General features: G+C 57.0%; 21 protein-coding genes, 1 tRNA gene and 1 pseudogene. 10 read left to right on the top strand and 13 right to left on the bottom strand.

Annotated elements, in window-relative coordinates; genetic code table 11:
- Positions 1-136: 136 nt before the first annotated feature.
- Entirely contained in the window at positions 137-571 is a 435-nt protein-coding gene (locus tag THISIDRAFT_RS11280; protein WP_006788154.1) for an IS5/IS1182 family transposase, read from the bottom strand.
- Between the two features lie 167 nt (positions 572-738).
- Between THISIDRAFT_RS11280 and THISIDRAFT_RS11275 the strand changes: the two genes are divergently transcribed.
- The 7 genes from THISIDRAFT_RS11275 (at position 739) to THISIDRAFT_RS11245 (ending at position 11,055) form a co-directional block, all read left to right on the top strand.
- Positions 739-3,324 (top strand): diguanylate cyclase domain-containing protein, encoded by a 2,586-nt coding sequence (locus THISIDRAFT_RS11275; protein WP_006786482.1) that lies wholly within the window; start codon positions 739-741, stop codon positions 3,322-3,324.
- Between the two features lie 98 nt (positions 3,325-3,422).
- Positions 3,423-6,023: a DNA gyrase subunit A gene (gene gyrA, locus THISIDRAFT_RS11270; protein ID WP_006786483.1), complete on the top strand. Its 2,601-nt coding sequence runs from the start codon at positions 3,423-3,425 to the stop codon at positions 6,021-6,023.
- Between the two features lie 147 nt (positions 6,024-6,170).
- Positions 6,171-7,259 carry a 3-phosphoserine/phosphohydroxythreonine transaminase gene (gene serC / locus THISIDRAFT_RS11265; protein WP_006786484.1) on the top strand — a complete coding sequence of 363 codons (1,089 nt, stop codon included), beginning with the start codon at positions 6,171-6,173 and terminating at the stop codon, positions 7,257-7,259.
- A 94-nt stretch (positions 7,260-7,353) separates the two neighbouring features.
- Entirely contained in the window at positions 7,354-8,517 is a 1,164-nt protein-coding gene (locus THISIDRAFT_RS11260) for a phosphoglycerate dehydrogenase (RefSeq protein WP_006786485.1), read from the top strand.
- Positions 8,518-8,541: 24 nt separating this feature from the next.
- Positions 8,542-9,627, top strand: a complete 1,086-nt coding sequence (pheA, locus tag THISIDRAFT_RS11255; protein ID WP_006786486.1) for a prephenate dehydratase — start codon at positions 8,542-8,544, stop codon at positions 9,625-9,627.
- A gap of 97 nt (positions 9,628-9,724) precedes the next feature.
- The gene (locus THISIDRAFT_RS11250) at positions 9,725-9,919 is read left to right on the top strand and encodes a ferredoxin (protein WP_006786487.1); all 195 of its coding nucleotides are present in this window, start codon (positions 9,725-9,727) and stop codon (positions 9,917-9,919) included.
- 116 nt (positions 9,920-10,035) lie between these two features.
- Positions 10,036-11,055, top strand: a complete 1,020-nt coding sequence (locus tag THISIDRAFT_RS11245) for a GNAT family protein (protein ID WP_006786488.1) — start codon at positions 10,036-10,038, stop codon at positions 11,053-11,055.
- 53 nt (positions 11,056-11,108) lie between these two features.
- Here the strand turns inward: THISIDRAFT_RS11245 and THISIDRAFT_RS11240 are convergent.
- The 9 genes and pseudogenes from THISIDRAFT_RS11240 to rsxA all read right to left on the bottom strand — a co-directional run bounded on the left by THISIDRAFT_RS11240 (position 11,109) and on the right by rsxA (position 18,324).
- Positions 11,109-11,863: pseudogene (locus tag THISIDRAFT_RS11240) on the bottom strand (IS1 family transposase).
- 292 nt (positions 11,864-12,155) lie between these two features.
- Positions 12,156-12,551: a hypothetical protein gene (locus THISIDRAFT_RS11235; protein ID WP_006786490.1), complete on the bottom strand. Its 396-nt coding sequence runs from the start codon at positions 12,549-12,551 to the stop codon at positions 12,156-12,158.
- Positions 12,552-12,688: 137 nt separating this feature from the next.
- Positions 12,689-12,994, bottom strand: a complete 306-nt coding sequence (locus THISIDRAFT_RS11230; RefSeq protein ID WP_006786491.1) for an RnfH family protein — start codon at positions 12,992-12,994, stop codon at positions 12,689-12,691.
- 72 nt (positions 12,995-13,066) lie between these two features.
- A complete protein-coding gene (locus tag THISIDRAFT_RS11225; RefSeq protein WP_006786492.1) occupies positions 13,067-13,741 on the bottom strand; it encodes an electron transport complex subunit E in 675 nt (224 codons plus the stop codon).
- A gap of 3 nt (positions 13,742-13,744) precedes the next feature.
- On the bottom strand, positions 13,745-14,380 hold the full coding sequence (gene rsxG / locus THISIDRAFT_RS11220; RefSeq protein WP_006786493.1) for an electron transport complex subunit RsxG: 636 nt from the start codon (positions 14,378-14,380) through the stop codon (positions 13,745-13,747).
- Entirely contained in the window at positions 14,377-15,516 is a 1,140-nt protein-coding gene (locus THISIDRAFT_RS11215; RefSeq protein WP_006786494.1) for an RnfABCDGE type electron transport complex subunit D, read from the bottom strand. The genes rsxG and THISIDRAFT_RS11215 overlap by 4 nt, the downstream gene beginning before the upstream one ends.
- The gene (gene rsxC / locus THISIDRAFT_RS11210; protein ID WP_050984841.1) at positions 15,517-17,025 is read right to left on the bottom strand and encodes an electron transport complex subunit RsxC; all 1,509 of its coding nucleotides are present in this window, start codon (positions 17,023-17,025) and stop codon (positions 15,517-15,519) included.
- A 20-nt stretch (positions 17,026-17,045) separates the two neighbouring features.
- Entirely contained in the window at positions 17,046-17,588 is a 543-nt protein-coding gene (locus tag THISIDRAFT_RS11205) for an RnfABCDGE type electron transport complex subunit B (protein WP_006786496.1), read from the bottom strand.
- 154 nt (positions 17,589-17,742) lie between these two features.
- Positions 17,743-18,324 (bottom strand): electron transport complex subunit RsxA, encoded by a 582-nt coding sequence (gene rsxA / locus THISIDRAFT_RS11200; protein WP_006786497.1) that lies wholly within the window; start codon positions 18,322-18,324, stop codon positions 17,743-17,745.
- 388 nt (positions 18,325-18,712) lie between these two features.
- Here rsxA and THISIDRAFT_RS11195 point away from each other — a divergent pair, with 388 nt between their 5' ends.
- A complete protein-coding gene (locus tag THISIDRAFT_RS11195; RefSeq protein ID WP_006786498.1) occupies positions 18,713-19,120 on the top strand; it encodes a hypothetical protein in 408 nt (135 codons plus the stop codon).
- A gap of 22 nt (positions 19,121-19,142) precedes the next feature.
- Here the strand turns inward: THISIDRAFT_RS11195 and THISIDRAFT_RS11190 are convergent.
- Positions 19,143-19,232 (bottom strand) — tRNA-Ser (locus tag THISIDRAFT_RS11190).
- Between the two features lie 9 nt (positions 19,233-19,241).
- Between THISIDRAFT_RS11190 and THISIDRAFT_RS11185 the strand changes: the two genes are divergently transcribed.
- On the top strand, positions 19,242-19,967 hold the full coding sequence (locus THISIDRAFT_RS11185) for a prepilin-type N-terminal cleavage/methylation domain-containing protein (RefSeq protein WP_083824563.1): 726 nt from the start codon (positions 19,242-19,244) through the stop codon (positions 19,965-19,967).
- Positions 19,968-20,022: 55 nt separating this feature from the next.
- On the top strand, positions 20,023-20,232 hold the full coding sequence (ccoS, locus tag THISIDRAFT_RS11180; protein ID WP_006786500.1) for a cbb3-type cytochrome oxidase assembly protein CcoS: 210 nt from the start codon (positions 20,023-20,025) through the stop codon (positions 20,230-20,232).
- A 14-nt stretch (positions 20,233-20,246) separates the two neighbouring features.
- On the opposite strand, the gene THISIDRAFT_RS11175 is transcribed toward ccoS, so the two are convergent.
- Together THISIDRAFT_RS11175 and THISIDRAFT_RS11170 are read right to left on the bottom strand one after the other, a co-directional pair.
- Complete coding sequence (locus tag THISIDRAFT_RS11175) at positions 20,247-23,279, bottom strand: sensor domain-containing protein (protein ID WP_006786501.1); 3,033 nt, start codon at positions 23,277-23,279, stop codon at positions 20,247-20,249.
- Positions 23,279-26,278, bottom strand: coding sequence for a chemotaxis protein CheB (locus THISIDRAFT_RS11170; RefSeq protein ID WP_006786502.1), 3,000 nt, complete (start codon positions 26,276-26,278; stop codon positions 23,279-23,281). Before THISIDRAFT_RS11170 ends, THISIDRAFT_RS11175 begins: the two co-directional genes overlap by 1 nt.
- Between the last annotated feature and the right edge of the window lie 138 nt (positions 26,279-26,416).

Here is a 26,416-nt window from a genome sequence, read left to right as displayed (position 1 = left end):
CGACCGGGGCGCCCGGCAACAGCGGCTTGATCGCCTTCCAGGCGCCGTCGCTGAGGTGACTCGGGTAGCGTTTTTTGTCGAATCTTCTTGCTGCATTTCTGGGGCATGTGGGCCACTTCCTAGAAAAAATCGTAGGTTAAGCCATTACGCGATTAATTTCCAAACAGCCTCTCAGATCATGATCGCCAAGGGAGGCGTTGATTTCCTTAAACAACTTCTCACCACGCGGGTCCTCCTCCAGAAAATGGCGAACGTTGAGGATGGGTGTTTCATCGGGGATCCGCTCACCAAGGCGCAGACCTGCAAATCGGCGCAGGCTCTCGATTTCGTAGAGCGCGTCTTCCATCCCCGGATCACTGAGGTTGTAGAACCGCTGCATGCAATGAATCCGGAGCATCATCTCCAAGGGATATGGAGGACGGCCAACGCGCCCCTTGGAGTCATGCGCCTTGAGCTTCTTGACCAGCACAGACCAGGGAATGTGTCTGTCCATTCGCTCAAGGAACAGCTCACGTCGCGTCTTGCGCTTCTTATTCTGGGATTCAATGTCAGCAAAGCTCATCTGATCCATGGGGCAAATACCGATTGATTGACTGATGAGTGAATTATCGCAAAAATGCGGAGTTATTCAGAGCTTCCCTAAGCATTGACGATGTGTTGTGCCTGTTTAGCATTCAAAGATAAAGAGACAAGAATAATATCAAAAGTTTATTTTTTGCGTGAAGGATCTCACCACCGATGCTGTTTTCCTGGATACCACGTCTTTTTCATGCCCTGCGGCGGCCTTATGTGATCTGGCTGATGCTGTTGCTGTTTACGGCCCTGTTTGCGGTGTACAGCAGCCGCAGCCATTACCGCCAGATTCATAGCCAGGCCGAGATGACCGCGCTGGAAACGGCGCATACGCATGTGCTGTTGACGCAGGCTTTGCTGGTAGATCTGGATCGCCTGATTCAGGAGGCCGGGCAGCGTTTTTTTGCCAACACGCACGCCGTGGACGAACGGGATCTGATCCGCGAGATCCTCAAGCAGCGCAAGGATACTAATCCCATGATCATGGAGCTGCTGATTTTGGATGCTCAGGGGCAGATTGTGAACTGGTCAGGGAACCGACCGATGCCGGATGTACGGATGCGCGACTATTACCGGCATCATCTCGAAAACCGCACCTATCGGGCCTTCGTCACGCCGCCGCAGATCTCATTGGTCTACGATAATGCCTGGTTTTTCGGTCTGTCGCGTCCGGTACGCGATGAGTGCGGCACTTTGCTGGGGGTGGGCGTGGCGATTATTCATATCCAGGCGTGGCAAGATCATCTCCAGGCTTTGTTACGCGGTGAGCATCTGTCGGTGGCGCTGATTCACCAAAACGGCAAGCTGATTGCCAGGGCGCCCACACGACCGGTTGAGATTGGCACCGATCTCTCTGCGCTGCTACACAACCTGCTGCCCTTGCACACCCTCGTGACGCAAAAAATCCCGCAGGCGCTGGACGGTGGCCAGCGCATGGTGGCGTTTAAACCCATTGAGGACTTTGATCTATTGATTGCTGCCGGGGTCCAGCTGGACGAAGAACTTGCCGTCTGGCGTCAGTATACGGCAGGACTGACGCTATTCTGGCTGATCTTTAATCTCTTGGCGGGCCTGGTGGCTTACCGCCTGCACCGCGCCTTTATGGATGAGCGCCGCACCCAAACCCTCTATCAAAGCCTGTTTAGCAGCGTTTCCGATGCCATTTTTTTGTTGCAGGTGGATGACCAGGGGCAGGCATTTCGCTACCTGGCCTGCAATGTCACCTATGCCCAGAGTCTGGGCAAGGCCGCACATGAAATCAACAGACAGCCCCTGCAGGCCGTTTTAACACCCCGTCAGGCGGCCAGCCTGCGTACCTATTGTCAGCGCTGTGTGAAGCAACAACGCCCGGTGAGCTATGAAGAGACACAGCCTGTGGGCGATGCCGAGCGTATCAGCATGATCGTGCTCAATCCGGTAGCTGATCCGCAAGGGGCCGTGGGCATGATTCTGGGGGTGGCGCGTGATATGACCGAACGCTTCACCTATCAACGTCGGCTGGAAAATATCACCCACAATATCCCAGGCTTTGTCTATCAGATGCAACTGGATACCCGTGGACAGTTGCATTGCCAATATATCAGCGAAGGGGTGCAGCGCCTGCTGGGCATCAGCCCGGCGCAGGTGATGGCGGATATTAAACAGCTGATTGTCGCCATTGATGCGACGCAGCGCGAGCAGGTGCTTAAAGAAGGACTGGCCACCGCAGACACCTTGCACACCTGGCATGGGATGTTTCGCATGCAGCATCGTGATGGGCATAGTCTGTGGATCGAGGCCAACGACAGCCCGCAGCCACAAGCCGATGGCAGCACGATCTGGACCGGCTACGCCCAGGATGTCACCCAACGCAAGGCCCTGGAAGCGGCGCTCAAAGACAGTGAGGCAACCTTTCGTGCCTTTGTCGAAAATGCCAATGACATTATATTTTCCGTCACACCCGATGGCGTACTCACCTATGTCTCGCCAAACTGGACTGAAATGCTGGGGCATGATACCGGCGAGGTCATGGGTCAGCATATCGACCGCTTTATACATCCCGAGGATCTGCCACGTTGTATAGCGTTTTTACAGCGGGTATTGCGTACCGGACAAAAGCAAGGCGGTATTGAGTACCGCGTTAGACACCAAGACGGCCAGTGGTGCTGGCTTTTAGCCAATGCCTCGCCGCGTTTTGACCCTCAGGGACAAACCATTGGCCTGCAAGGTATTGCCCGTGACATCAGCGCCCGCAAACAGATGGAAGCACAGCTTAACCACATCGCCAGCCACGATGCCCTGACCGGACTCCCTAACCGCAGCTTCTTTACCGAGCGGCTTGAATATGCGCTCAATCTCGCTAAACGTCAGCAAAAGCGTGTCGCCTTGATGTTTGTCGATCTGGATCGCTTCAAGCCCATCAACGACACCCACGGTCATGCGGTGGGCGATGTGGTGCTGCAAGTGGTTGCCCGGCGGATGCAAAACACCCTGCGCCAGGCGGATACCGTCGGGCGCATCGGCGGCGATGAGTTTGTCATCCTGCTGCATCAGGTCAACCGCCTTACGGATGCCTGTCTCACTGCCGAAAAAATCCGCCAGCAATTGGAGCTGCCCATCGCCTATGAAGATTTGCAGCTGCACCTGTCATGCAGCATCGGCCTTGCGCTGTATCCCGACCATGCCCAGGACAGCACCACCCTCTTTCGCCAGGCCGATCAAGCCATGTACGCGGCTAAACACCAGGGCCGCAATCAGGTATGTCATGCTTAGGCGCGGGCTGGCGTGCAATGTGGTAGAATGATGTCATACCGCGCTGTGCAGCTTGGCTTTGCGCCTTACCAAACCCTAAAACAAGATACTTCACCTGAATGGCTCAATTTGCCGAAGAAATCTTTCCCGTCAATCTAGAAGACGAAATGCGCCAGTCCTATCTGGACTATGCGATGAGTGTGATCATCGGGCGGGCCCTGCCCGATGCGCGTGATGGTTTAAAGCCGGTGCATCGGCGGGTGTTGTTTGCGATGCATGATCTGGGCAATGACTGGAACAAGGCCTATAAAAAATCGGCGCGCATTGTCGGTGACTGTATCGGTAAATACCATCCCCACGGCGATACGGCGGTGTATGACACCCTGGTGCGCATGGCCCAGCCCTTTTCCATGCGTTATATGCTGGTCGATGGGCAGGGTAACTTTGGCTCGGTGGATGGCGATTCCCCGGCAGCGATGCGTTATACCGAGGCCCGTATGGCGCGCATTGCCCATGAGCTTTTGGCCGATATTGACAAGGAGACCGTTGATTTTGTCGATAACTATGACGGCAGCGAATCTGAGCCCAGCGTCTTGCCCACGCGGGTGCCCAATCTCTTGGTCAATGGTTCCACCGGCATTGCGGTGGGTATGGCGACCAATATCCCCCCGCATAATCTCAACGAGGTCATTAGCGCCTGCATTGCCCTGATTGATCAGCCGGAGCTCAGTATTGCCGAATTGATGGCACACCTGCCGGGGCCGGATTTTCCCACGGCGGGCATCATTAACGGCGCCCAGGGGATTCATGATGCCTATCACAGCGGACGCGGGCGTATTTATGTGCGTGCCCGCACCCATATAGAAACCCAGGATAAAACCGGCAGACAGGCGATTATCGTCACGGAGCTGCCCTATCAGGTCAATAAGGCCCGTCTGCAGGAAAAAATTGCTGAACTGGTCAAGGATAAAAAGCTGGAAGGGATCTCGGAGCTGCGCGATGAATCCGATAAAGACGGCATGCGCATTTATATTGAGCTTAAGCGCGGTGAGCTGGCCGATGTGGTGCTGAATAATCTGTATCAGCATACGCAGATGCAGAATGTTTTTGGGATCAATATGGTGGCGCTGCTTGATGGGCAGCCGCGCACCTTGAATCTCAAGCAATGCCTGGAGGCTTTTTTGCGCCATCGCCGTGAGGTGGTGACGCGGCGCACGGTGTATACCTTGCGCAAATCCCGCGAACGGGCGCATCTGCTGGAAGGGCTGGCGGTGGCGTTGGCCAATATTGATGCGGTCATTGCCTTGATCAAGCAGGCCACAGGTCCGGCGCAGGCGCGTGAGGCTTTGCTGGCGCAGGGCTGGCGACCTGGGGTGGTCACCGACTTGCTGGCGCGGGCCGGGGCTTATGCCTCGCGTCCTGAAGGTTTAGACGCAGGGCTTGGGCTGCATGACAGCAGCTATTATCTGTCCGAGGCCCAAGCGCAGGCGATTTTGGATTTGCGCCTGCATCGTCTGACCGGGCTTGAGCAGGATAAGGTCATCGGCGAATATCAGGAACTGCTGGAGCGCATTCGTGATCTGCTGGAGATTTTGGAGCATCCGCCGCGCTTGCTGGCGGTGATCCGTGAAGAGCTGGAGGCCATCCGTGCGCAGTTTGGCGATGTCCGCCGCACCGAGATCGTTGCCAGTCAACATGCCCTGCAACTGGAAGATCTGATCACCGAGGAAGATGTGGTGGTCACGCTCTCCCATGCCGGGTATGCCAAGTATCAGCCCTTGACCGATTACCGGGCGCAGCGCCGGGGTGGACGCGGCAAGTCGGCAACCACCGTGCGCGACGAGGATTTCATTGACCGGCTGGTGGTTACCAATACCCACGACACGATTTTATGCTTTTCCAGTCGCGGCAAGGCTTACTGGCTGAAGGTGTATGAATTGCCGCAAGGTTCGCGCACGGCACGCGGCAAACCGATTGTTAATCTGTTGCCGCTGGAAGACGGCGAGCGCGTTAATGCCATTTTGCCGGTGCGCACCTACAGCGAAGACTTGTTCGTATTCATGGCCACCCAAAAAGGCACCGTGAAAAAAACCCCCCTGGTTGAATTTTCGCGCCCGCGCAGCAACGGCATCATTGCCGTTGATCTGCGCGATGAGGATCAACTGGTGGATGTGCAGCTCACCGATGGCCAGCGCGATATCATGCTGCTGACCTCAGCGGGCAAGGCGGTGCGCTTTAGCGAAGGCGAGGTGCGGGCGATGGGACGCACGGCGACCGGGGTGCGCGGGGTGCGGATGCAGCCCCAGGATAAGGTGATTTCCTTGCTGACGGTGGCCGAGGGGACGGTGTTAATCGCCACCGCCAACGGCTATGGCAAGCGCACACCCGTTGAGGAATTCCCCTGCAAAGGGCGCGGTACCCAGGGCGTGATTGCCATCAAGCCCAGTGAGCGTAATGGGCCGGTGGTCGGGGCTACGCTGGTCAATCAGGATGATGAGATGATGCTGATTACCGACGCCGGGACGCTGGTACGCACCCCGGTGGCGGATATTTCAGTGATCAGCCGCAATACCCAAGGGGTGCGTCTGATTCGCCTCAGCGCTGGCGAGCGTTTGGTGGAATTGGCGCGGATTGATAATCTCAACGGCGATGACGAAGGGGCCGAGCCAGAAGCGCCCACTGACGCAGCGCCCGATGATGCGGTGGCCGATGCACCTTGAGCATGGGAAGCGCCGCTCACCAGCGCGGCCTAAAAACGCAAGGCTTTCGGCGGTTTGGTGCTTGCGCTAAACCGCCTGCCTGTCTGCCGCGGCGCAGGCCGGTGATTTTTTAAAATAACAACCTAGGCATGACGGAGTGCTTTTACAGTGACAAGCAAACGAGTGTTTAATTTCAGCGCAGGCCCGGCCATTTTGCCTGAAGCGGTCTTGGAAACGGCGCGTGAGGAGATGCTGGATTTTGCCGGTACCGGCTGTTCGATTATGGAAATGAGCCATCGCGGCAAGGAATTTATGGCCGTGGCTGAGGCCGCTGAGCAGGATTTGCGCGATCTGCTTAACATACCGAGTAATTATAAAGTATTGTTTTTACAGGGCGGAGCGACGGGCCAGTTTGCCGCCATTCCGCTGAATCTGCTGCGTGGGCGCGAAGGAGCGGATTATGTAAACACCGGCGCGTGGTCGAAAAAGGCCATCAGCGAGGCGAAAAAATTTGCCAAGGTCAATGTGGTGGCCAGCAGCGAGGCCGATCAATTCCACCACATTCCCGAACAGGCCAGTTGGCAGTGTGACCCGAATGCCGCCTATCTGCACTACACCCCCAATGAAACCATCGGCGGGTTGGAATTTCACTGGATTCCCGAAACCGGGGCGGTGCCCTTGGTGGCGGATATGTCCTCGACCATTTTATCGCGTCCGCTGGATGTGTCCCGCTTTGGCCTGATCTATGCCGGGGCACAGAAAAACATCGGGCCGGCTGGGCTTGCGGTGGTGATTGTGCGCGAGGATTTGCTGGGTCAGGCACTCCCGGCCACGCCCACCTTCCTGAATTATCAGGTGCAGGCCGAAAACGACTCCATGTATAACACCCCGCCGACCTATTCCTGGTATCTGGCCGGGCTGGTGTTTAAATGGCTCAAAGCCCAGGGTGGGCTGGAAGCGATGGGGCAGATCAACCAGCGCAAAGCCGCAAAACTCTATGCCGCGATTGATGGCTCTGGGTTTTATCACAATCCGGTGCGCCTGGATGGCCGCTCGTGGATGAACATCCCCTTTACCCTAGCCAATCCTGAGCTGGATGGCGAATTTTTAAGCCAGGCCAAGCAGGCCGGTTTGGTGGCGCTCAAAGGGCATCGCTCGGTCGGCGGGATGCGCGCCAGCATCTATAACGCCCTGCCCGAGGCCGGTGTGGATGCCTTGATTGCCTTCATGGCGGAATTTGAACGTACCCACGGCTAATGCCTTGGGACTGCGTAGCCGCCGCTATGCCGTTTAAGTACGCTGTGCAGCGAACGCGGCGCGGTCCCATCTCTAACCCAGGATATCCACCATCATGTACAAAATACTGACGCTGAATAACATCTCGCCCAAGGGGCTGGATCGTCTGCCCCGCGACCACTACGAGATCGCCTCAGAGATCAAGCAGCCGGATGCCATTCTGCTACGCTCCTACAATATGCATGACATGCCGGTTTCCCCGACCCTTAAGGCGGTAGGGCGGGCCGGAGCCGGAGTCAACAATATCCCGGTGGATCGTCTGGGTGAGTTTGGTGTGGCGGTGTTCAATGCCCCCGGCGCCAACGCCAATGCAGTCAAGGAGCTGGTGATTGCCGGAATGCTGCTGGCGGCACGCAATCTGTGCGCCGCCTGGGACTACACCCGCTCTCTGGATGCCACTGGCGAGGCCCTGGAAAAACAGGTTGAGGCAGGCAAAAAACGCTTTGCCGGTTTTGAGCTGCCGGGACGTACCCTGGGCGTGGTCGGGCTGGGAGCGATCGGTGTGCAGGTGGCCAATGCTGCGGTGGGCCTGGGCATGAAGGTGATCGGCTTTGATCCGAAAATCACCGTACAAAGTGCCTGGCGTTTATCGGCCCAGGTGCAACAGGCGCTGTCGGTGGATGAATTATTAAGACACAGCGATATGGTCAGCTTCCATGTACCGCTCAATGAGCACACCCGTCACCTGCTCAATGCCGAACGCATCGGTCTGATGCGTCCGGGCTCGGTGGTTTTAAATTTTGCCCGCGATCGGGTGGTCGATGAGCAGGCGGTACTGGCAGCGCTGGAAACCGGGCGCCTGCACAGCTATGTCAGCGACTTCCCGACCGAGGCCGTCAAACAACACCCCAAAGTCATCGCCCTGCCGCATCTGGGCGCCTCCACCACCGAGGCTGAAGACAACTGCGCCATCATGGTGGCAGATCAGGTGCGTGATTATCTGGAAAATGGCAATCTGCGCAACTCCGTAAATCTGCCTAACGTGGAACTTACGCGGGCCGGACGCGCACGCATTGCGGTGATCAATCGTAACGTCCCGGATATGGTGGGGCAAATCTCGCATGTACTGGGTAAGGCCGGGGTCAATATCGTGCATCTGGTGAATGAATCCCGTGGCGAGCTGGCCTACAGCCTGATGGATGTGGAATCCGAAATTGACAGCGAAACCGCCGACAACATCGCCCGCATTGACGGGGTGTTGAAGGTGCGTGTGCTTTAACGTGCAGAGCAAAGGTTGAGTCTGATGAGCCAGGGTGATGAGCTGAGTGCCATTCGCACACGAATTGACGCCATTGATGATTCCATCATGCAGTTAATCAGTGAGCGGGCACAGTGTGCGCAGGCGGTTGCTACCATCAAGCGGGCCCAGGACCCGCAGGCAGATTTTTACCGCCCGGAGCGTGAGGCCCAGGTATTGCGCCGCATACAAAGCCAAAATCCTGGCCCCTTGCCCAGCGAAGAGATGACCCGCCTGTTTCGGGAAATCATGTCCGCCTGTCTGGCGCTGGAAAAGCCCTTGCTGATTGCCTTTCTCGGGCCGGAGGGCACCTTTACCCAGGCCGCCGCGCTCAAACACTTCGGACACTCGGTCAAAACCCAGGCACTCAGTGCCATTGATGAGGTATTCCGCGAGGTGGAATCCGGCAGCGCGCATTATGGCGTGGTGCCGATTGAAAACTCCACCGAGGGCATGGTGACGCATACCCTGGATATGTTCATGCTTTCACCGCTGAAAATCTGCGGCGAGGTGCAGCTGCGTATTCATCACCACCTGTTGAGCAACGAAACCGATCTGCGCCAGATCAAGCGCATCTACTCCCACCAGCAATCCCTGGCGCAATGCCGCGAATGGCTGGATGCCAACCTGTCCCAGGCCGAGCGCATGACCTGCAGCAGCAATGCCGAGGCCGCCCGGCGTGCAGCCACCGAGCCGGGCACCGGGGCGATTGCCGGCGAAACGGCGGCAGAGCTTTATGGCCTGCAGATGCAGCGTCGCAATATTGAAGATCATCCGGAAAACACCACACGCTTTTTGATCATCGGCGCCACCCAGTTTCCATCCTCCGGGCAGGATAAAACCTCCTTACTGATCTCCAGTCCCAACCGCCCAGGTTTGTTATATGACCTGCTCGCCCCACTGGCTCACAACGGCATCAGCATGACCCGACTGGAATCGCGGCCCTCCCGCCGCGCCAATTGGGAATATGTCTTCTTTATTGATTGCGAAGGCCATCAAGACGAGGCCCGCGTACAAAAAGCGCTCAACAGCCTGCGCCACGAAGCCGAACTGGTGCGGGTGCTCGGTTCTTATCCGCGTGCAGTGCTGTAAGCCTGTGGCGACACCCTCCCGGTGTCGCTTAAAAAAAGCGAACGCAAGAGGCGTCCGCCACACATCAAATCAATATCAAATTATTATGAGGTTATGAATGAAAGTTGCGATTAGTGCGATCGACTGTGCCGGCTGTGGGATTTGTGCAGACCTCTCCCCCGAGGTTTTTGTGATGGATCATGATAACCATGTCGCCAAAGTCATTGTTGACGTGGTACCGGAAAAAGCCGAGGCCAGCTGCACCACAGCGGTCAAGGACTGCCCCGCCGAGGCCATCAGCATTGTTGAGTAATCGGTCTTAGGTCCGTGGCGACACCGTCTCGGTGTCGCTGGCAAGAAAAACCGGGCATTTTCCGCGGCCGTTTTGGCAAAACCTCAGCGGTTTTCGCCCCTTGCGATCATGGCAGCATGGATTTACATTCCCAGGCGCTAACCCCGGCAGGCGTCATGAGCGCGCCTCGCTGGTGGGTGGAAGCCGTCAAACCCTCAGACTATGCCACCTTTGCCACCTTATTCACAGAAACCTTCGGGGCTCACATGGAAGAAGCGACCTGGCGCTGGAAATATGCCCAAGGGCGCGGACACGGGCTATTCACCTGCTCGGCAGAGGGGCCGGTGGCACATTATGGCGCTTTAAGTCGTGCGGTCTTGTTTCTGGGGCAGCCGACCTTGGCCTGTCAGCCGGTGGATGTACTGGTCAGACCCAAGATGCGCGGTGTATTGACGCGACGCGGGCCGATGTTTCTGGCAGCCGATCACCTGCTGCACACAGCGCTGGGAGCAGGCAAGCAACACCTGCTGGGCTTTGGCTTTCCAACCGCCCGCCATCTCACCCTGGGCGAGCGCCTGGGGCTATTTATCCCCGAGCGGCGGCTGCTTGAAGTACGCTGGCCGGTACTGGCACAAAGTCTACCCCGACGCCTGCGTGTGCAGGATGTTCGCAGCCTGTCTGCCACGGATCTGACGCGCCACGCCACCCGCCTTTGGGAAGCCATGGCCGCAGATCTGTGCCATGCCATTGTCGGGGTGCGCGATGCCGACTGGCTGCGCTATCGCTATCTGCAACACCCGCAACGCCGCTATGAACTACTGGCGGTATATCCACGCCTCAGACACCGCCCGCTGGGCCTTCTGGTCGTGCGCCAGCATCCCGATCAGCGCCTGGAATTGCTAGACATCCTCGCCCCGCTGACACACATCCCCGCGCTGCTCAACGCGGCCTGTGAATGGGCGGAACGCCAGGGACACACGCAACTATACAGCTGGATCAGCGAACCCTTCGCCACCCATTTCATGCACACCCAAACCCCGCCGCAGACCACCCCGCTAGACATCTACAATGTCGCCTTTACCCGCCCAGACATCCACTCCCCGGCACAGATCAGCGGCCGCTGGTGGCTAATGGCCGGAGACACCGACTTTCGTTAAACCGGGACTGCAGGACTTCAGCTTCGGGTAGTACTAAAAATAGTAGTGAATGGTCAGTCAGCAGCGACAGGCAATGTTTGGTTATCATGGTGAACGAAATACCCGATAGCCCCGATGTAGTTTTCAAGCGTCTTTGAAAATGACAGGGTTATTCTGGCGAAGCGAGATACACGTTGTCTTAATGTGGCATTGAAGCGCTCAATTTTATAGGTTTTTCCGGTTTCTTTTCCAACGGCACGGTGGCGTTGTGTGGGGGTAATACCCCCTTGATAGCGCAGAACCGCTTGCGCGGCTCTGCGCTATCGGCACAGGCGTTGAGCGTCGCTCAAACGACTTGATTAGCCGCCGCGCTTCGCGCTCTGGCTATCAAGCCGTTCGAGCCCCTGGGCCCCTTGCCGACTCCGATCCCCGACACACACGCCAACAATTTCGCCTGTCTCTTGATCGATCGCTCACCAAACCCAGGGTTTATGATGCTTATTTCCTACAAAAGACCACCGCGCATCGCATGGGATCACGCGCTTGCCTTTGGTTTTTTTACCTGCACCTTTGGCGGTGTTTCTTTGTATTTTTGATTCACATAACTGTGTAGCCAACGCTCTGAAACCCCAACGACCCGAGCGATACCGGCCCGTGAAATGCTTTCCAATAAGAGCTTATCAATGAGCGCTTTTTTATCCTCACTGATTCGATTCTGAGGATTCTCGACAAATTGCCGACCGCACGCCTTGCACGCGAATTTCGGCTTGTGGTTATGGATACGGCCATTTTTAATCACATTCTCTGAATGACACGAAGGACACTGCATGGTTTTTTACTCTTTAGAACCCATCATCTCTACATTTTACCACATTAAACACTACCATTTGCAGGTCTACCGAAGCAGCCGCCACGGGGGTTACTCGCACTGCAACGGTTCGTTGAGTTGTTCGGGGCTGAGGTATAGCAGCAAAGTGCGGTCGGGTTGTTCTGGCAGACCACCTTGGCCTAACGGGATTAAGGTGCTGGCCCAGGAGTGCCGAGCAGGCGGCAGTAGTCCTCGGCCAGGCTGAAGCTACGAATAAAGCGGCTCAGATGCACAACACATAGCTGATTTGGGATTAAATACGCGGAACGGGTTCCAAATTCAATGCCTGTTTAAGTTTGCATGTGGCTTGTTCGCAAAACGCTCGCAAGTGTGCTTCAGCAAATGAGATTTTTATCCCGTTATCAAGGATGATGGATGCAGTGAAATACGGATTTCCTTCTGTGTCCTCTGATTCATCAATAGTCATGGCATGAATGCAGTCCTTTGCATAATGGTTACGAACCCTTTTCCATAGCCAGTATGAGTCAATGCTGATGCCGTCTGTATGGCAGCGAAGGACTGTCATCGGTTTGGTAAACATTTTATGGGCGGCAAACAGGCCGGCTGCCCATAAAATCAGGTTAAATATCCTCATCAATACCGCAGAGGTTTCACCAGGAATAGGCTCATTGAGTATCAGCCATGACATGACCGCGCAGCCAAAAAGAAACCCGCTGCAAATTAGCCATCCCCACACGGCTACGGTGTTACGAATTATCATCGGATGATCGTGTGGTTACTGGATGTTTATTTCTGCGCAGCTCACATCAGCCTGTACCGCTGTGTTTATTCGCTGTCTTCTGTATCGGTGTCGTCTTTGTCGCGGCGGGGGACGGTTTTGGGGTCGGCGGTGATGGGGCGGTAGACTTCGATGCGGTCGCCGGCGTTGACGATGGCGTCGAGTTTGGAGAGTTTGCCGAAGATGCCGACTTTTTGGGTGTTGAGGTCGATTGTGGGGAAGCGTTCCAGCAGGCCGGAGCGTTCAATGGCTTCGCGCACGGTGGCGCCTTCCTGTACATCGACGTGTAGCCAGACATGGCTTTTGATGTCGGCGTAAGCAACGCCGACGCGGATGGAGTTTTCGGGGTTCATTGTATGGTGATATGCTGAAATATTGGTGTATTACCAAGCCCCGCGCAAGCTATGCGCTGGGCGGGTGTGTTTTTAGGCGGCAGACGCGCTATGCGCCGCCTGGCGCCGCTGATCCAGTACGCGCTTGCCGGCAAGGATAAAGCCCATCGCCAGGAAAGCGCCGGGGGGCAGGATCATCAGCAGAAAGCCACGATAGTCTTCAATCAGGGTGAGTTCCATCCAGGCAAAGCCTTCACCGAGTAACAGACGCGCATCGGCAAATAAGGTTCCACTGCCGGGGATCTCGCGCACTGCGCCAAGGAGTACCAAAATCAGGGTAAAGCCGATCCCCATGGCCACTCCATCCATGAAGGCCCGATGCACAGGCTGGCGTGAGGCAAAGGATTCAGCGCGGGCGAGAATGGCGCAGTTGGTGACAATCAGGGGAATGAACAGGCCCAGGGCTTTGTGCAGTTCATAGAGCCAGGCGTTCATGAACAGATCCACCAGGGTCACCAGCATGGCGATGAGCAGCACAAATACCGGGATGCGCACATCCGGGCTGATCAGGTGACGCAGGCTGGAGATCAGCAGGTTAGAGGCGATTAGCACGGCGGTACTGGCCAGCCCCATCCCCAGGCCGTTGGTGGCGCTGGTGGTTACTGCCAGCAAAGGACACAGCGCGAGCATCTGCGCCATGACCACGTTGTTATCCCAGAGGCCATCGCGCATCAGTTGACGGTAATCGGCAAGCAGGGTGCTGAACATGGGTTAGTCCTCTTCGGCAGCGCGTTGTAGCATATCCGCTTGATGGTTCTGAAACAGGATCAAGCCATCCCGCACGGCCTGAACTACGGCACGCGGGGTGATGGTGGCGCCGGTAAACTGGTCAAACTGGCCGCCGTCTTTTTTCACTGCCCAGGCACTCAGCGGTGGTTTGCCCAGTGACAGGCCGTTGAAGGTGAGAACCCAGGGATCGCGGGCGACTTCGATTTTATCGCCCAGACCGGGGGTTTCGGTATGTCGCAAAACGCGCACCCCCAACAGTTGACCACTGGCATCTACGCCCATGAGGATCTCAATTGGCCCGGCATAACCGCGCCCGCGCACCTGAAAGGCCACCCCGCTGACCCGCCCATCAAGCCGGGCACGGTAGATCGGCAGGGTTGAGCCATCTTTGAGCAATAGCAGATGGCGCTCATCCTGGGGCTGGTTGTCGTGTATTTCGGGGGGCAAGACCTGCTCCAGGGTGGCGCGAAAATCCTCGGCCTGGCGCAGGGCGATTTCTTCACGGGTGAGCAGATCGGCAATCACCAAAGCGGTGCTGGCCAGCAGGCCAATGGTCCCCAGCAATATCACCTGATAGCTGATACGGTGGTGATAACGCGAGAAGAAGGTGGTGCTCACGGCTTTTTGCTCCGTTTTTTATATAGCGGTCGCTGTGGTGGTGCCTTCGGTTTGCGATCTGGCGGCGCTACCTTGTCAGGCAGCGGCATACCGCGCTGGGTGCGGCCATAGATGCGCGGACGCACATAATGATCAATCAGCGGGGTGAGGGCATTCATCAGCAACACGGCAAAGGCGATGCCCTCCGGGTAGTTGCCCCAGATGCGGATGATGTAATCCAGTACGCCGCAACCGGCGCCAAAGAGGATGCGTCCAAGGCGCGAGCTGGGGGAAGTGACCGGGTCGGTGGCGATGAAAAAGGCCACCAGCATGACGCCACCGCTGAGCAGGTGAAAGCCCGGCCCCGCATGGCGCTGGGGGTCCAGCCACATAAATACCAGTGACATCATGGCCAGGGCGCCGAGCATGGCCAGCGGAATCTCCCAGCGGATCACCCGCTTAAACAGCAGCAAGGCCCCGCCAAGCAATAGCAGCAAGGCGGAGGTTTCGCCCATGCTGCCGGCCTGGTAGCCCAACAATCCGGAAAGCGGGCTGTAGTGTCCTGCAATGCCCTCGCTCACCGCGGCGCCATGTAATACCGCTGCCTGGGCCTGATCCAGCACGGTGGCGCTGGTGATCGCATCGGGGATCGTGGCCATGCCAAAGGTGATGGCCAGACCTTCCCAAAAACCGGGGGCATCCGCTGAAAACAGCGGCTGGGGCATCACCCAGGTGGTCATCTCCAGGGGGAAGGAGATCAGCAACACCACCCGCGCCAGCATCGCCGGATTGAACAGGTTTTGTCCCAGCCCGCCAAAGACATGCTTGCCGACGACAATCGCAAAGGCGGCACCGATCACGCCCACCCACCACGGCGCCCACGGCGGCAGACTGAGCGCCAGAATCAGACCGGTCAGTAGCGCGGAGCCATCCAGCAGGGTAGGTCGCAAGGGTTTGCCGGCGATGCGCAAAGACAGCGCCTCGAAGGCTACCACTGCCAGCAGGATTATCAGCAGCAGATTAAGCGCCGGCCAGCCAAACAGATAAATGCCGTAGAGGGTGACAGGGGTCAGTGCGGCCAGCACCCAATACATGTCTTTGGAGACGTTATTGCCGATGTGGGTATGCGGGCCGCTGACGACGGGTGTAACGTCCACTTAGCGAGTCTCTTCTTTAGTTTCTTGGGGTTTGGGAGGTGCCATCTTGGCACGCGCCGCCTTGCGTGCCTTGGCCAGCTCCGCTTTGGCACGGGCCTCAGCCTCCAGGCGCTGCTGGCGTTGCTGGGCCAGCTTTTTGATTTCCTCATTGCGCTTGGCCTGAAGCTTTTGTGCATTCAGCTCGCCCTTGGCATGATTGAAATAATGCACCAGCGGGATATGCGCCGGGCAGACATACGAACAGGCTCCGCAGGCAATGCAGTCAAACAGGCCATAGCCCACGGCGCCTTCCAGATCGTCATGCTGGATGCGCGCTGACATTTCCAGCGGCATCAGACCGCAGGGGCAGGCATCCACACAGCGGGCGCAGTGGATGCAGGGGGAATTTTGCGCGGGGATGATCTCTTCTTGACTGAGGGCAATGACGCCGTTGCTGCCTTTGATGATCGGGACGCGTGCATGCGGCATCACCTGCCCCATCATCGGCCCGCCCATCAGCAGCCGTGCCGGGAGCACACGCAGCCCCCCGCAAAAGTTCAGCAGATCCTCAACCAGGGTGCCGATGGGAACCTCCAGATTGGCCGGTCGCTGCACGGCGCCACCACCAACGGTGACGATGCGTGACACCAGCGGGCGACCATGAATCACCGCCTGATGTACGGCATAGGCAGTGCCAACATTGTGAACCATCACGCCAATGTCTGCGCCCAGCTTACCCGCCGGAATTTCACGCCCGGTGAGGGTGCGCACCATGTGCTTTTCCGAACCCATGGGATAGCGGGTGGGTAATTTCACCGGCTGAATCACCGGCACATCCAGAGCCTCACAGGCGGCACTCAACGCGGCAAAGGCCTCAGGCTTGTTGTCTTCTACGGCAATCACGGCCCGCGTGGCACGCACCGTATGCAGTAAAATGCGCACCCCGCTGACCACCTCGTGACTGCGTTCGCGCATCAGGCGATCATCACAGCTCAGATAGGGCTCGCATTCCGAACCATTGATAATCAGGGTGTCGATGGGCTGTTTAAGCCCTAAATGCAATTTAATGGCTGATGGGAAGGTGGCCCCGCCCATGCCGACAATCCCGGCCTGGGCGACACGCCGGGCAATCTCGGCAGGTTCCAGGATAAAGGGGTTGATCGGCTCGGGTTGCTCCAGCCAGCGGTCTTCGCCATCGGCCTCCAGCACCACCGTCTGGATGGAAAGGCCGCTGGGATGCGGGGCGGTAAAGGGCGCAATGTCAATAATCGTGCCCGAAGTCGAGGCGTGTACCGAGGCCGAAACGCCCGCTTGCCCCTTGGCGATCAACGCACCCTTGGCCACCTTCTGGCCGACTTCGACCACCGGTTCAGCCGGTGCACCGATATGCTGCTGCACCGGCAGATACAGGCGCTGCGGCAAGGGCAAGGGTTCAATGGCACGGGGTGCGGTCTGGTGCTTGCGCGCCTGCGGATGCACCCCGCCACGAAAGCCATGAGAGTGACCGCCAAGGCCGACGAGCGTGCGCAAAAAGGCGTACACAGTCTTGCTTACCTCGAAGAATGCTCAGCCGATACCGGCTTGGGCCAGCACCAGGTTCCCAAGGTGGGTTTCACCGGATCAATCTCCACGCAAGAAGTCGGACAAACCTCGGCACAGCTGCCGCAGCCATTGCAGGCATTGAGCAATACGCTGTGAATCTGCTTGGGTGCGCCGATGATGGCATCGGTAGGGCAGACCTTGAAGCAACGGGTACAGCCGATGCAGTGCTCTTCACGCACTCTGGCAAAGGCTGGCGGCTTATCGGCTAAGGAAGACATATCGACATCGACCTTAAGCTTGTCGGCCAGCTGGCGCACCAGGGCCTTACCCCCCGGCGGGCAGAGGGTGATCGGCGCCTTACCGTCAACGATGGCCTGCGCGCCAATGGCACACCCGGCCAGACCGCATTGACCGCAATTGGAACCGGGCAACAGCGCCTCGATTTCTTCCACCAGCGGATCTTTTTCCACTTTAAAGCGCTTGGCCGCAATGCCCAGCAATAAACCAAGCAACATGCCCAAGGTCGTCAGGGTAATAATGGCTTCAATCATTGTTTTTTATACGTTAATACCGTGGTCTGCTACCAAGGTACACCGTATCCTCCAGGTAAGTCGGGCCAGAAACAGATTGATTTAAGGAAACGATCCGATGGCGAGGCGTTCTGGCATGGCCTGTGGCCATCTGGGCCATACATAGCGAAATCAATCAGGCAAAATCAAGACCGGCAAAGCCCATAAAGGCCAGCGATAACAGCCCCGCCACGATAAAGCCGATGGGGGCGCCGGCAAAGGCTTTGGGAACCTTGCTGATGGCCAATCTTTCCCGCATTGCAGCAAAGATTACCATAACCAGGGTAAAACCAAGTGCCGATCCCACTCCAAAAATCACACTTTGCAAAAAACTGTGCTCTTGCTGAATATTGAGCAGGGCCACGCCAAGCACGGCACAATTGGTGGTGATCAGCGGCAGAAAAATCCCCAGCACCTGATACAAGGTCGCACTGGTTTTGCGAATCACCATCTCGGTAAATTGCACCAAGGCGGCGATGATCAGAATAAACGAGAGGATGCGCAAAAAGCCGATGTCCAGTGGCCCCAGCACCCAATTTTCCATGATCCAGCCGGCCACGGCCGCCAGCGTCAGCACAAAGGTGGTGGCCAACCCCATGCTCAGGGCGGTATCCAGCTTATTGGAAACCCCCATAAACGGGCACAGCCCCAGAAATTTCACCAGCACCACGTTGTTTACCAGCGCCGTGCCAATAATGAGAAAAAGGTATTCGGTCAAGATGATGGATCCTCAACAATCTGCGGTGGATTGCATACACAATCCATGCCAGTGAACAACTTAGACCGCCCGAATATTGTAAAATGCCGCATGAGCACAACACCGGGGGCGGATGACGCCACGCTCAGACACGGCGCAAACCGTGCCAGACTAGGCGCTCAGATGCCTTGCTGACCACGACAAAGGCAGCCATCCAAGCCATGCGCAAAACGGCGCTATTTTATAACACAGCATAGAAGGGATGTGCGGATTCTTACAAAGCCCCGGCTCAGGATTTGGCCCCTTGTGGGAAAACTGACAGCGCCCGGCAAAGCTGCTAGACTCAAACCGCACGCGCGCTGGGTACGCAATGGCCCACGTTTAACCAACCTATTGGCTGTGACCACCGATGATCTCCCAACACGACTATGACACCCACGCAACCGCCTTTGATACTCTGGTCAGCACGGTACACGGGTATGCAACCCTGATTTTCATCTTGACCTTTATGGGCTATGGCTTTGCGGTATTTTTATGGTTTCAGGATCACACCTGGACGGCACTGATCGTAGCGACCGCGTCCTATCTGTTTTTTCGCGGGTTTCGCCCCTTTTCCCTGTGGATGGCGCGGCGCAAATTGCAAAAAGACCCCGCCTGCGCAACGCCGCTAATGCTTCTGGATCAGGCTTTGGCCCACGAACGCCCACAGGCCGTACTGGCGCAGCTGGACGGCTATAGCCAGGCACGGCGTAAAGCCGCCAGACAGGCAGCGGGGCATGATGATGGTGGGGATAGCGGTGGTAATGGCGGCGACTAAAACCGCACACAGCGGTGATACATGGCGGAGAGGGAGGGATTCGAACCCTCGAAGGGCTTGCACCCTTGCCGGTTTTCAAGACCGGTGCAATCAACCGCTCTGCCACCTCTCCTGATGTCTGATGATACGGATGATAAGCCGGGCATTTTACACCAAGAGATCCTGCATTTGCCAGTGTAGCCGCCAGAATCTGCCCCGCAAACGGCACAGCCCGCGCCAGCGTGGCTTTACCTTGCTGGAAATGATGATTGCTGTCACCCTGCTGACCCTGATGATGGCGGTGTTATTTTCCAGCTTGCGCGTCGCTGCCCGCAGCTGGGATCGGGCGCAGGAAAGCCTGGAATACAGCGCCCAGCAGATGCAGGTTGCCAATCTGTTGCGCCGCAGCCTGATGCAGGCTGCGCCGGTGTTTTGGCAAATTGAGTCCTATCAGATTGATTTGGCCTTTGAAGGTCAGCCTGAGCGCCTGATCTGGGTTGCACCGCTGCCCGCCCATCAAGGCGGCGGTGGGCTGTTTCGCCTGGAGCTGGGCCTGCACACACAGCAAGATGAAACGGCCCTGGTCTTGGCATATCGCCTGCTACATCCTGACACCGTGGGCAGCGCCGATCTGGATCAGGAGGAAATCCTCTGGGAAGCCGTTGAGGCGCTACAGATTGAGTATTTTGGCCCCCCGGCGCAATCCCCCGACACCGCCTCCCAGTGGCAACCTGAATGGCGCCAGCGCACCCAACTGCCCGAGTTGATCCGCCTGCGGTTGCACGATGCCCAAGGGGCGTGGCCGGAGCTTTTACTGGCCCCGCGCCAAACGGTTCCCGGTGGTCAATCAGTGACGCGGCTGCGTTAGCCTGCCGCATGTCGGTTTATCATCCTGCGCACAATGAGACGCAGCCGGAGGATACATGGAGATGATTTATTTTATGATTCCGCTGGCGCTGGTGTTGCTGGTGTTGGTGGCGGGGCTGTTTTGGTGGGCGATTCGCTCCGGGCAGTATGAGGATCTGGAGGGGCCGGCGTATCGTATTTTGCACGATGATGATCAACACCTGATTCCCGTGCAGCGGGATACCCCGCCGGATGAAACGCCGCCGCACGATCTGCCCAAGCCCTGAGCAGGCAGGGCTTTTCAGGACATCGCGCGCAAGCGGGCGGTGGCGTATTCAGCCGGTTGTGGTTTGCTGTAGAAGTAGCCCTGGGCAAAGTCACAGCCCATCTGTTTGAGGAGTTCCGCCTGGGCCTGGGTTTCGACGCCCTCCGAGAGAACGCTTAGGCGCAGGTTGTGCGCCATGTTGATGATGGTGCTGACCAGCTGCTGATCGTCTTCATCCTCGATCATATTGCTGATGAAGCTGCGGTCGATTTTAAGCTTGTTGATCGGCAGGCGCTTGAGATAGGCCAGCGATGAGTAGCCTGTGCCAAAATCATCAATAGCCAGTTGAATGCCCAAGGTTTTGAGGGTAGCGAGTTTTTGCGCGGCGGTTTCGCCGGGTTCAAGCACCATGGTTTCGGTTAGCTCCAGCTCCAGATAGTGTCCCGGCAGGCCGGTGCGATCTAAAGCCTCGCGCACCTGCTGGTCGATTTCCTGTCCCTGGAACTGGCGGGCGGAGAGATTCACCGCCACAAAGGCGGGCGCGATGCCTTCATCCAGCCAACGGCGGCACTGGGTGCAGGCGGTGTGCAACACCCATTTGCCCAGGGCCAGAATCAGCCCGGTTTCCTCGGCGGCGGGAATGAAGGCCGCCGGATAGATCAGCCCTTTTTGCGGATGTTGCCAGCGGATCAGGGCCTCAAAGCCGACGGTTTTTTCAGTGCGTAAATCAATTAAGGGCTGATAGTGCAAGACGAATTCGTTTTGCTCCAGTCCCCGGCGGATGGCGGTTTCCAGCTCCAGGCGTTCAATCGCGGCCTGGGTCATTTCCTGGGTATAAAAATGAAAGCTGTTACGGCCCTGATCTTTAGCTTTATACATGGCCGCATCGGCGTGCTGAATCAGTTCGGTCTCGCCGTGCGCATCGTCGGGATAAACGCTGATGCCGATACTGGCACCGATATAGACCTCATGCCCGGAGCCCAGGGTAAACGGCGCCTCCAAGGTTTCCAGCAAATCTTGCGCGATGTCCGCTGCCTGATGGGCGCGCTCGACCGATTCCAGCAAAATCAAAAACTCATCCCCGCCCAGACGTGCCAGCGTGTCTTCGCTGTGCAGACGTGCGCCAATCTGTTTGGCAATGGCGACCAGGAGCTCATCGCCGGAGGGATGGCCAAGGCTGTCATTGACGGTTTTGAAGCGATCCAGATCCAGAAAAAGTACGGCAATCTTTTCTTTACGGCGTCGCGCACTGGCCAGGGCGTGTTGCACGCGGGACAAAAACAGTAAACGGTTAGGCAGGTCGGTTAGCGGGTCGTGGTGGGCGAGATGCTCCAGCCGGGCCTCGGTTTTTTTCAGGCGGCTGATGTCGGTAAACACGCCGACATAGTGGGTGGGCTGGCCATCGGCATTGCGCACGGTGCTGATGGTGAGCCATTCCGGATAAATTTCACCGCTCTTGCGTCGGTTCCAGATCTCGCCCTGCCAGTAGCCGTTGTCTTTGATGCTGCGCCACATCGCCTGATAAAAGGCTTTGTGGTGGCGTTCCGATTGCAGGATGCGCGGATTCAGGCCAAAGACCTCATCATGGGTATAGCCGGTGATGTCGGTATAGGCGCGATTGACGCCGAGAATGCGCGGTTGCAAATCGGTGATGATCACCCCATCGCGGGTATTTTCAAAGACGGTCGCTGCCTGGCGCAGGGCATCTTCGTGTAATTTGCGCTCGGTGATGTCGCGCACCACCGCAAACAGGCGCTGATTGGGGATGTCAGGGTAGCTGTTCCAGGCCAGCCAGCGATAGGTGCCATCCCGACAGCGGTAGCGGTTTTCAAACTCAAGCACCGTCTGCCCGGTCTTGAGCGCATCCAGGGCCATGAGGGTATTGGCGACATCTTCCGGATGCACAAAATCCAGCCAGGGCTTCTCGGTCATCTGTGTTTCCGTCCAGCCCAAAGTTCGCTGCCAGGCAGGGTTGAGCTGTTTGAGATAGCCATCAAAGCCGGCCACACACATCATATCCACCGAGGTGGCAAAGATCTGATCCCGCTCGCGCTGGGCGTGTTCGCGTTCCAGGGCGTTGCCGAGAATGCCGGCCAGGGTCTGGATCAGATCCTGCTCTTCGGGCAAAAAATCAAACGGCGGTTCATGCGCCGGATCGGCAAGATAGCAAACCTCAATCAGCCCCTTATGCGGATGATTGAGCCGGATGCGTGTGCGGATATTCGCGGCGCCGTGTTTGAAGTTGGCGGTGCTGACTTCATCGTGGTTGAGCCGGATACGGGCGGAGATGTCGTGACTAAAGCGCATCGCACTCGGCAGTTCATCCACCACACGCTGCAATAACGCGATATCAATCTGTTCGGTGTGCTGGAGCTGTTCAGTCACATATTGCAAAAAGCGGATTTCCTTGAGCCGCTCGGTCAGCTTTTCGGCAATGATGCGATTGGCGCGCTCGGCATCACTGATGATTTCACGCTGGCGGATCTGGTCGCTTTGATCCATGACCACGCAGATGAATGACCACACATCCAGACGCTGCGCGGCGGGCAGTGAGGCAATGTGCAAATCGCCCAAAAAGCCCTGCCCTGCACCAAGCACGAAATGCAGTTCCGTGATATGCGCCTCGCCATGCGCGGAGGCCACGGAAAAGCCACCCAAGGCCCTGGCCTGATCTTCCGGGCGGATTAAGGCGCGAAAAAAGTGCTGACGCAGATGGCGATTTTCCAGACCAAAAACATTGGCCGCCGCCCGGTTGCCTTCCAGAATCAAGCCGGTACGATCCATCACCAGCATAGGCATGGGCGCCAGATTAAACAAGGTACTGAAGCGCTCAAAGGCGTATTGCTGCTGCAATCGTGCCGCCCGCAGCTCTTCATTTTGGATTTCCAGTTCCGCCTGATGCACCCGCAGGTTTTCCACCAGCTCTGCCAGACTGACATCGCCGTGGTTGAGCATTTCTTCCGCGAGACTGACATCCCCGTTGCGCAACATAATCAGGGCGCGCTCACCCAATGCTTTAAGCTCTTCTGTGTCCTCCGTGCTCAGGGCCTGTTGCTTCTTAGGAATCATCAAGAATCGACATCTCGGCTGCGATCGTGCGTGATCTCAATGTGACTGACGACGATGCCGCCGGTCGGGTGATGCAGCGGGGCCGCATGCATCAGGAAGCGACGCGGTTTGGCCGCATCATAATAGGGGTATTCGTGGGTAAAGCGCTCAAGCTTGCCCTCCAAAACCTTGCTCAGTCCCTGCACGGCGGCCTGAGCGTATTGGCCATTTTCGCGTTGAATTTCGCGCTCGCAGGCCTTGAGGTAATTCGAGCCAATGCCGGAATGCAATAGCGCATGATCATCATCGCGTTTGATGAATTTTTGCCAGACCTGATTGAGCAAGGTAACCTTGCCGGTGGTATCCAGCACCGCGACATGCACCGGCAGCGAATCGAGCACCGCTTGCAGGCGTTGCACATCGCGCAGGGAAGTCACATCGACAAAGCTCATCACCGCGCCATTTTTGATCGAGCCATGCACCTTGTACGGCAAAATCCTTACCAGATAGAGCTTCTGATCATTTTCCGAACGCACCTCACGCTCAAACATCTCGTTTTGCGAGAGGGTTTTTTCCAGATCCTTGGTCAGCTCCGCATAGCGCAGATTATGGGTGAAGTTCTGAATGGGTCTGCCGATGTCGCTGTCTTCTATGTTGAAGATCATGCGCGATTCCGGGGTGAAGCGGGTGATGCGCAATTCTTCATTTAAAAAGATGGTGGCAATCGAGCTGGCCTTGGCCATGCTGTCCAGATCGGCATTGAGCCGATTGAGGATCTGAATCTTTTCCTGATTTTCTGCATTGACGGTATACAGCTCCTCGTTCATGGATTGCAGCTCCTCGTTGGAGCTTTGCAATTCCTCGTTGGAGGCCATCATTTCCTCATTGGTGGCCTGCAACTCCTCGTTAGAGGTTTCCAGCTCTTCAATGGTCGCCTGCAAGCTTTCGCGGGTCGTGGCCAGCTCCCGCTCCAGGGACTGAATCCGATCCATCGACTCGACATTGACATCCAGGGTATTGGTGCCGGCATCCTCGGCGTGGCTTTCGCTGCTGGTATCCTCAAAGGAGAGCAACAAATAGGGTTCACCGCCGGTGGGCAGGCTAATGGGACGCGCAATCAGGCGCAGCCGCACCACCACATCATCACTGAGCTGAAAGGTCGTGGGTTCGGCCACCACGCGGGCATTGTCCTTTTGCACACGATGCAGCAGGGCATGGGCAATCGGTGAAAGTTGTGGTGGCAGCAGACGGCTGACCTCAAAGGACAGACTGCCTTCCGGCAAATGCAGATAACGGCGCGCATTGCCAAAGATATGAATCACCTCCCGCGCCTGGGTCAATAACAGGCTGGGGGGCGCATGATCCTGGAGCAGCGTTTGATGCGCAGCGTCAATGGCATTGGCATCCCGCGAGCGCCCGGTCGGCAACATCCGCTGTTTGTTATCCGGACGGCGCTCACGCGACAGATTGCCGGCCAACCCAAGGTCTAAGGGCAAGGCCGGTTGACGCAAGACGCGATACAGTTTGTGCTTATTATTCACCGGAGAAAAGTCGCGACTTAAACCCGCCAGGGATTCACTGCTGCCTAAAAACAAATACCCGCCGGGGGCTAGGGCATATTGCATACGCAATAAGGCGCGATCCTGCGCGTTGGGCAGAAAATAGATCAGCAGATTGCGGCAAGACACCAGATCCATGCGCGTAAATGGCGGGTCTTCGAGCAGATTATGCCGCGCAAAAACCAAATTCTGACGAATCTCCGGACGAATCACAAAATGATTGCCGCGTTTTGTGAAAAAACGCTCAAGTCGCTCCGGTGAGACCTCGGCGATAATGGACTCAGAAAACACCCCGGCACTGGCGGCATCGACATTTTGCTGTTCCACATCCGTGGCAAAGATTTTCAGATTGGGCCAGCGGCGCACCCGCTCAAAGGCCTCGGCAAACAGGATGGCAATCGAATACGCCTCCTCGCCGGTGGACATTCCCGCCACCCACACGCGGATCGGCTGATTGTCTTTGTGCTCGCTGACAATCTGATCCACCGCACTGTTGCTTAGCTCCTCAAAGGCCTCCACATCGCGGAAAAAATTGGTCACCGGGATCAAAATATCACGCCGCAGCAAGGAAACCTCGGCACGGTCATCCTGCAGCAGACGCATATAGTTTTCAAAGTCGCTGATATGGCGCACTTGCATACGCCGCTCAATGCGCCGCAAGACCGTGGCGGGTTTGTATTCACGAAAATCAATCCCTCCCTGGGTTTGCAAGATATGCAGAATTTCTTCCAGCGCCGAGCCGCGCTCGACCTGACTGGTGGGCTTGTCGGGGCGTTCGCTCAGCGTCTTGGGAATGTGATCAATGTGTTCGCGGATGCGCTGACCCAGATCCTCGGGTGCGACAATATCATCCACAATTCCGGTGGCGATCACGCTGCGCGGCATCCCGTCAAATTTCGCGCTTTCCGGGTTTTGCGCCAGTAACAATCCGCCGGCATCATTGATGGCCACCGAACCCCGGGTGCCATCTGAACCCGTGCCCGATAAAATCACCCCAATGGCCCGATTGCCAAAATTTTCCGCCAGCGAGGAAAAGAAAAAATCAATCGGCAGCGACAGCCCCCGGGGATTTTTGGGAATCAGGCGTAACCGCGCTTTGGAAAGCGTCATCAGACTGGCCGGCGGGATCAGATAGACATGATTGGCCTGCAAGGCCATGCCATCTTCCACCGTGGTCACCGGCATATGTGTATGCCGTGCGAGCAGATTGGCCATCAGGCTTTTATGATCCGGCGACAGATGCTGCACCACCACAAAAGCGGCGTTCATATTGACTGGCATATTCTGAAAGGATAACTCCAACGCCTCCAGCCCCCCCGCCGAAGCCCCAATACCGATCACATAGCCGTCAAATGCAACGACCGGCGGCGCGGCTTTCTCCGCAACAGTGGTAGAAAGGTCAGTATCTTTGAGCTGCATTTTTTTTCTAACACCCAAGGTTTCAGGCGCGTGTTTACCCATGCCAAAGGCTCCATACTTAAGATTAATCGGTCGGTCTGCGTATCCGCCAGGATGGTCACAGTATATCCTTTGATACTGGAGATAGGGGAGGCTTGCGGGTGTTTGACCCAGGTCCTGTCTATACATCAATATCCATGA

Origin of the sequence: Thiorhodospira sibirica ATCC 700588 (genome assembly GCF_000227725.2) — a bacterium.
In the GTDB taxonomy this organism is placed as follows: Bacteria; Pseudomonadota; Gammaproteobacteria; order Ectothiorhodospirales; family Ectothiorhodospiraceae; genus Thiorhodospira; species Thiorhodospira sibirica.
Note: the sequence above shows the minus strand (reverse complement) of the source record. Positions and strands in the feature narration are given on the sequence as shown.

Excerpts from the sequence above, each read along its gene's own strand:
- THISIDRAFT_RS11280 (WP_006788154.1), bottom strand. The coding sequence starts at position 571 with ATGGATCAGATGAGCTTTGCTGACATTGAATCCCAGAATAAGAAGCGC.
- THISIDRAFT_RS11275 (WP_006786482.1), top strand. The coding sequence starts at position 739 with ATGCTGTTTTCCTGGATACCACGTCTTTTTCATGCCCTGCGGCGGCCT.
- gyrA (WP_006786483.1), top strand. The coding sequence starts at position 3,423 with ATGGCTCAATTTGCCGAAGAAATCTTTCCCGTCAATCTAGAAGACGAA.
- THISIDRAFT_RS11260 (WP_006786485.1), top strand. The coding sequence starts at position 7,354 with ATGTACAAAATACTGACGCTGAATAACATCTCGCCCAAGGGGCTGGAT.
- pheA (WP_006786486.1), top strand. The coding sequence starts at position 8,542 with ATGAGCCAGGGTGATGAGCTGAGTGCCATTCGCACACGAATTGACGCC.
- THISIDRAFT_RS11250 (WP_006786487.1), top strand. The coding sequence starts at position 9,725 with ATGAAAGTTGCGATTAGTGCGATCGACTGTGCCGGCTGTGGGATTTGT.
- THISIDRAFT_RS11245 (WP_006786488.1), top strand. The coding sequence starts at position 10,036 with ATGGATTTACATTCCCAGGCGCTAACCCCGGCAGGCGTCATGAGCGCG.
- THISIDRAFT_RS11235 (WP_006786490.1), bottom strand. The coding sequence starts at position 12,551 with ATGTCATGGCTGATACTCAATGAGCCTATTCCTGGTGAAACCTCTGCG.
- THISIDRAFT_RS11230 (WP_006786491.1), bottom strand. The coding sequence starts at position 12,994 with ATGAACCCCGAAAACTCCATCCGCGTCGGCGTTGCTTACGCCGACATC.
- THISIDRAFT_RS11225 (WP_006786492.1), bottom strand. The coding sequence starts at position 13,741 with ATGTTCAGCACCCTGCTTGCCGATTACCGTCAACTGATGCGCGATGGC.
- THISIDRAFT_RS11205 (WP_006786496.1), bottom strand. The coding sequence starts at position 17,588 with ATGATTGAAGCCATTATTACCCTGACGACCTTGGGCATGTTGCTTGGT.
- THISIDRAFT_RS11195 (WP_006786498.1), top strand. The coding sequence starts at position 18,713 with ATGATCTCCCAACACGACTATGACACCCACGCAACCGCCTTTGATACT.
- THISIDRAFT_RS11185 (WP_083824563.1), top strand. The coding sequence starts at position 19,242 with ATGATACGGATGATAAGCCGGGCATTTTACACCAAGAGATCCTGCATT.
- ccoS (WP_006786500.1), top strand. The coding sequence starts at position 20,023 with ATGGAGATGATTTATTTTATGATTCCGCTGGCGCTGGTGTTGCTGGTG.
- THISIDRAFT_RS11175 (WP_006786501.1), bottom strand. The coding sequence starts at position 23,279 with ATGATTCCTAAGAAGCAACAGGCCCTGAGCACGGAGGACACAGAAGAG.
- THISIDRAFT_RS11170 (WP_006786502.1), bottom strand. The coding sequence starts at position 26,278 with ATGGGTAAACACGCGCCTGAAACCTTGGGTGTTAGAAAAAAAATGCAG.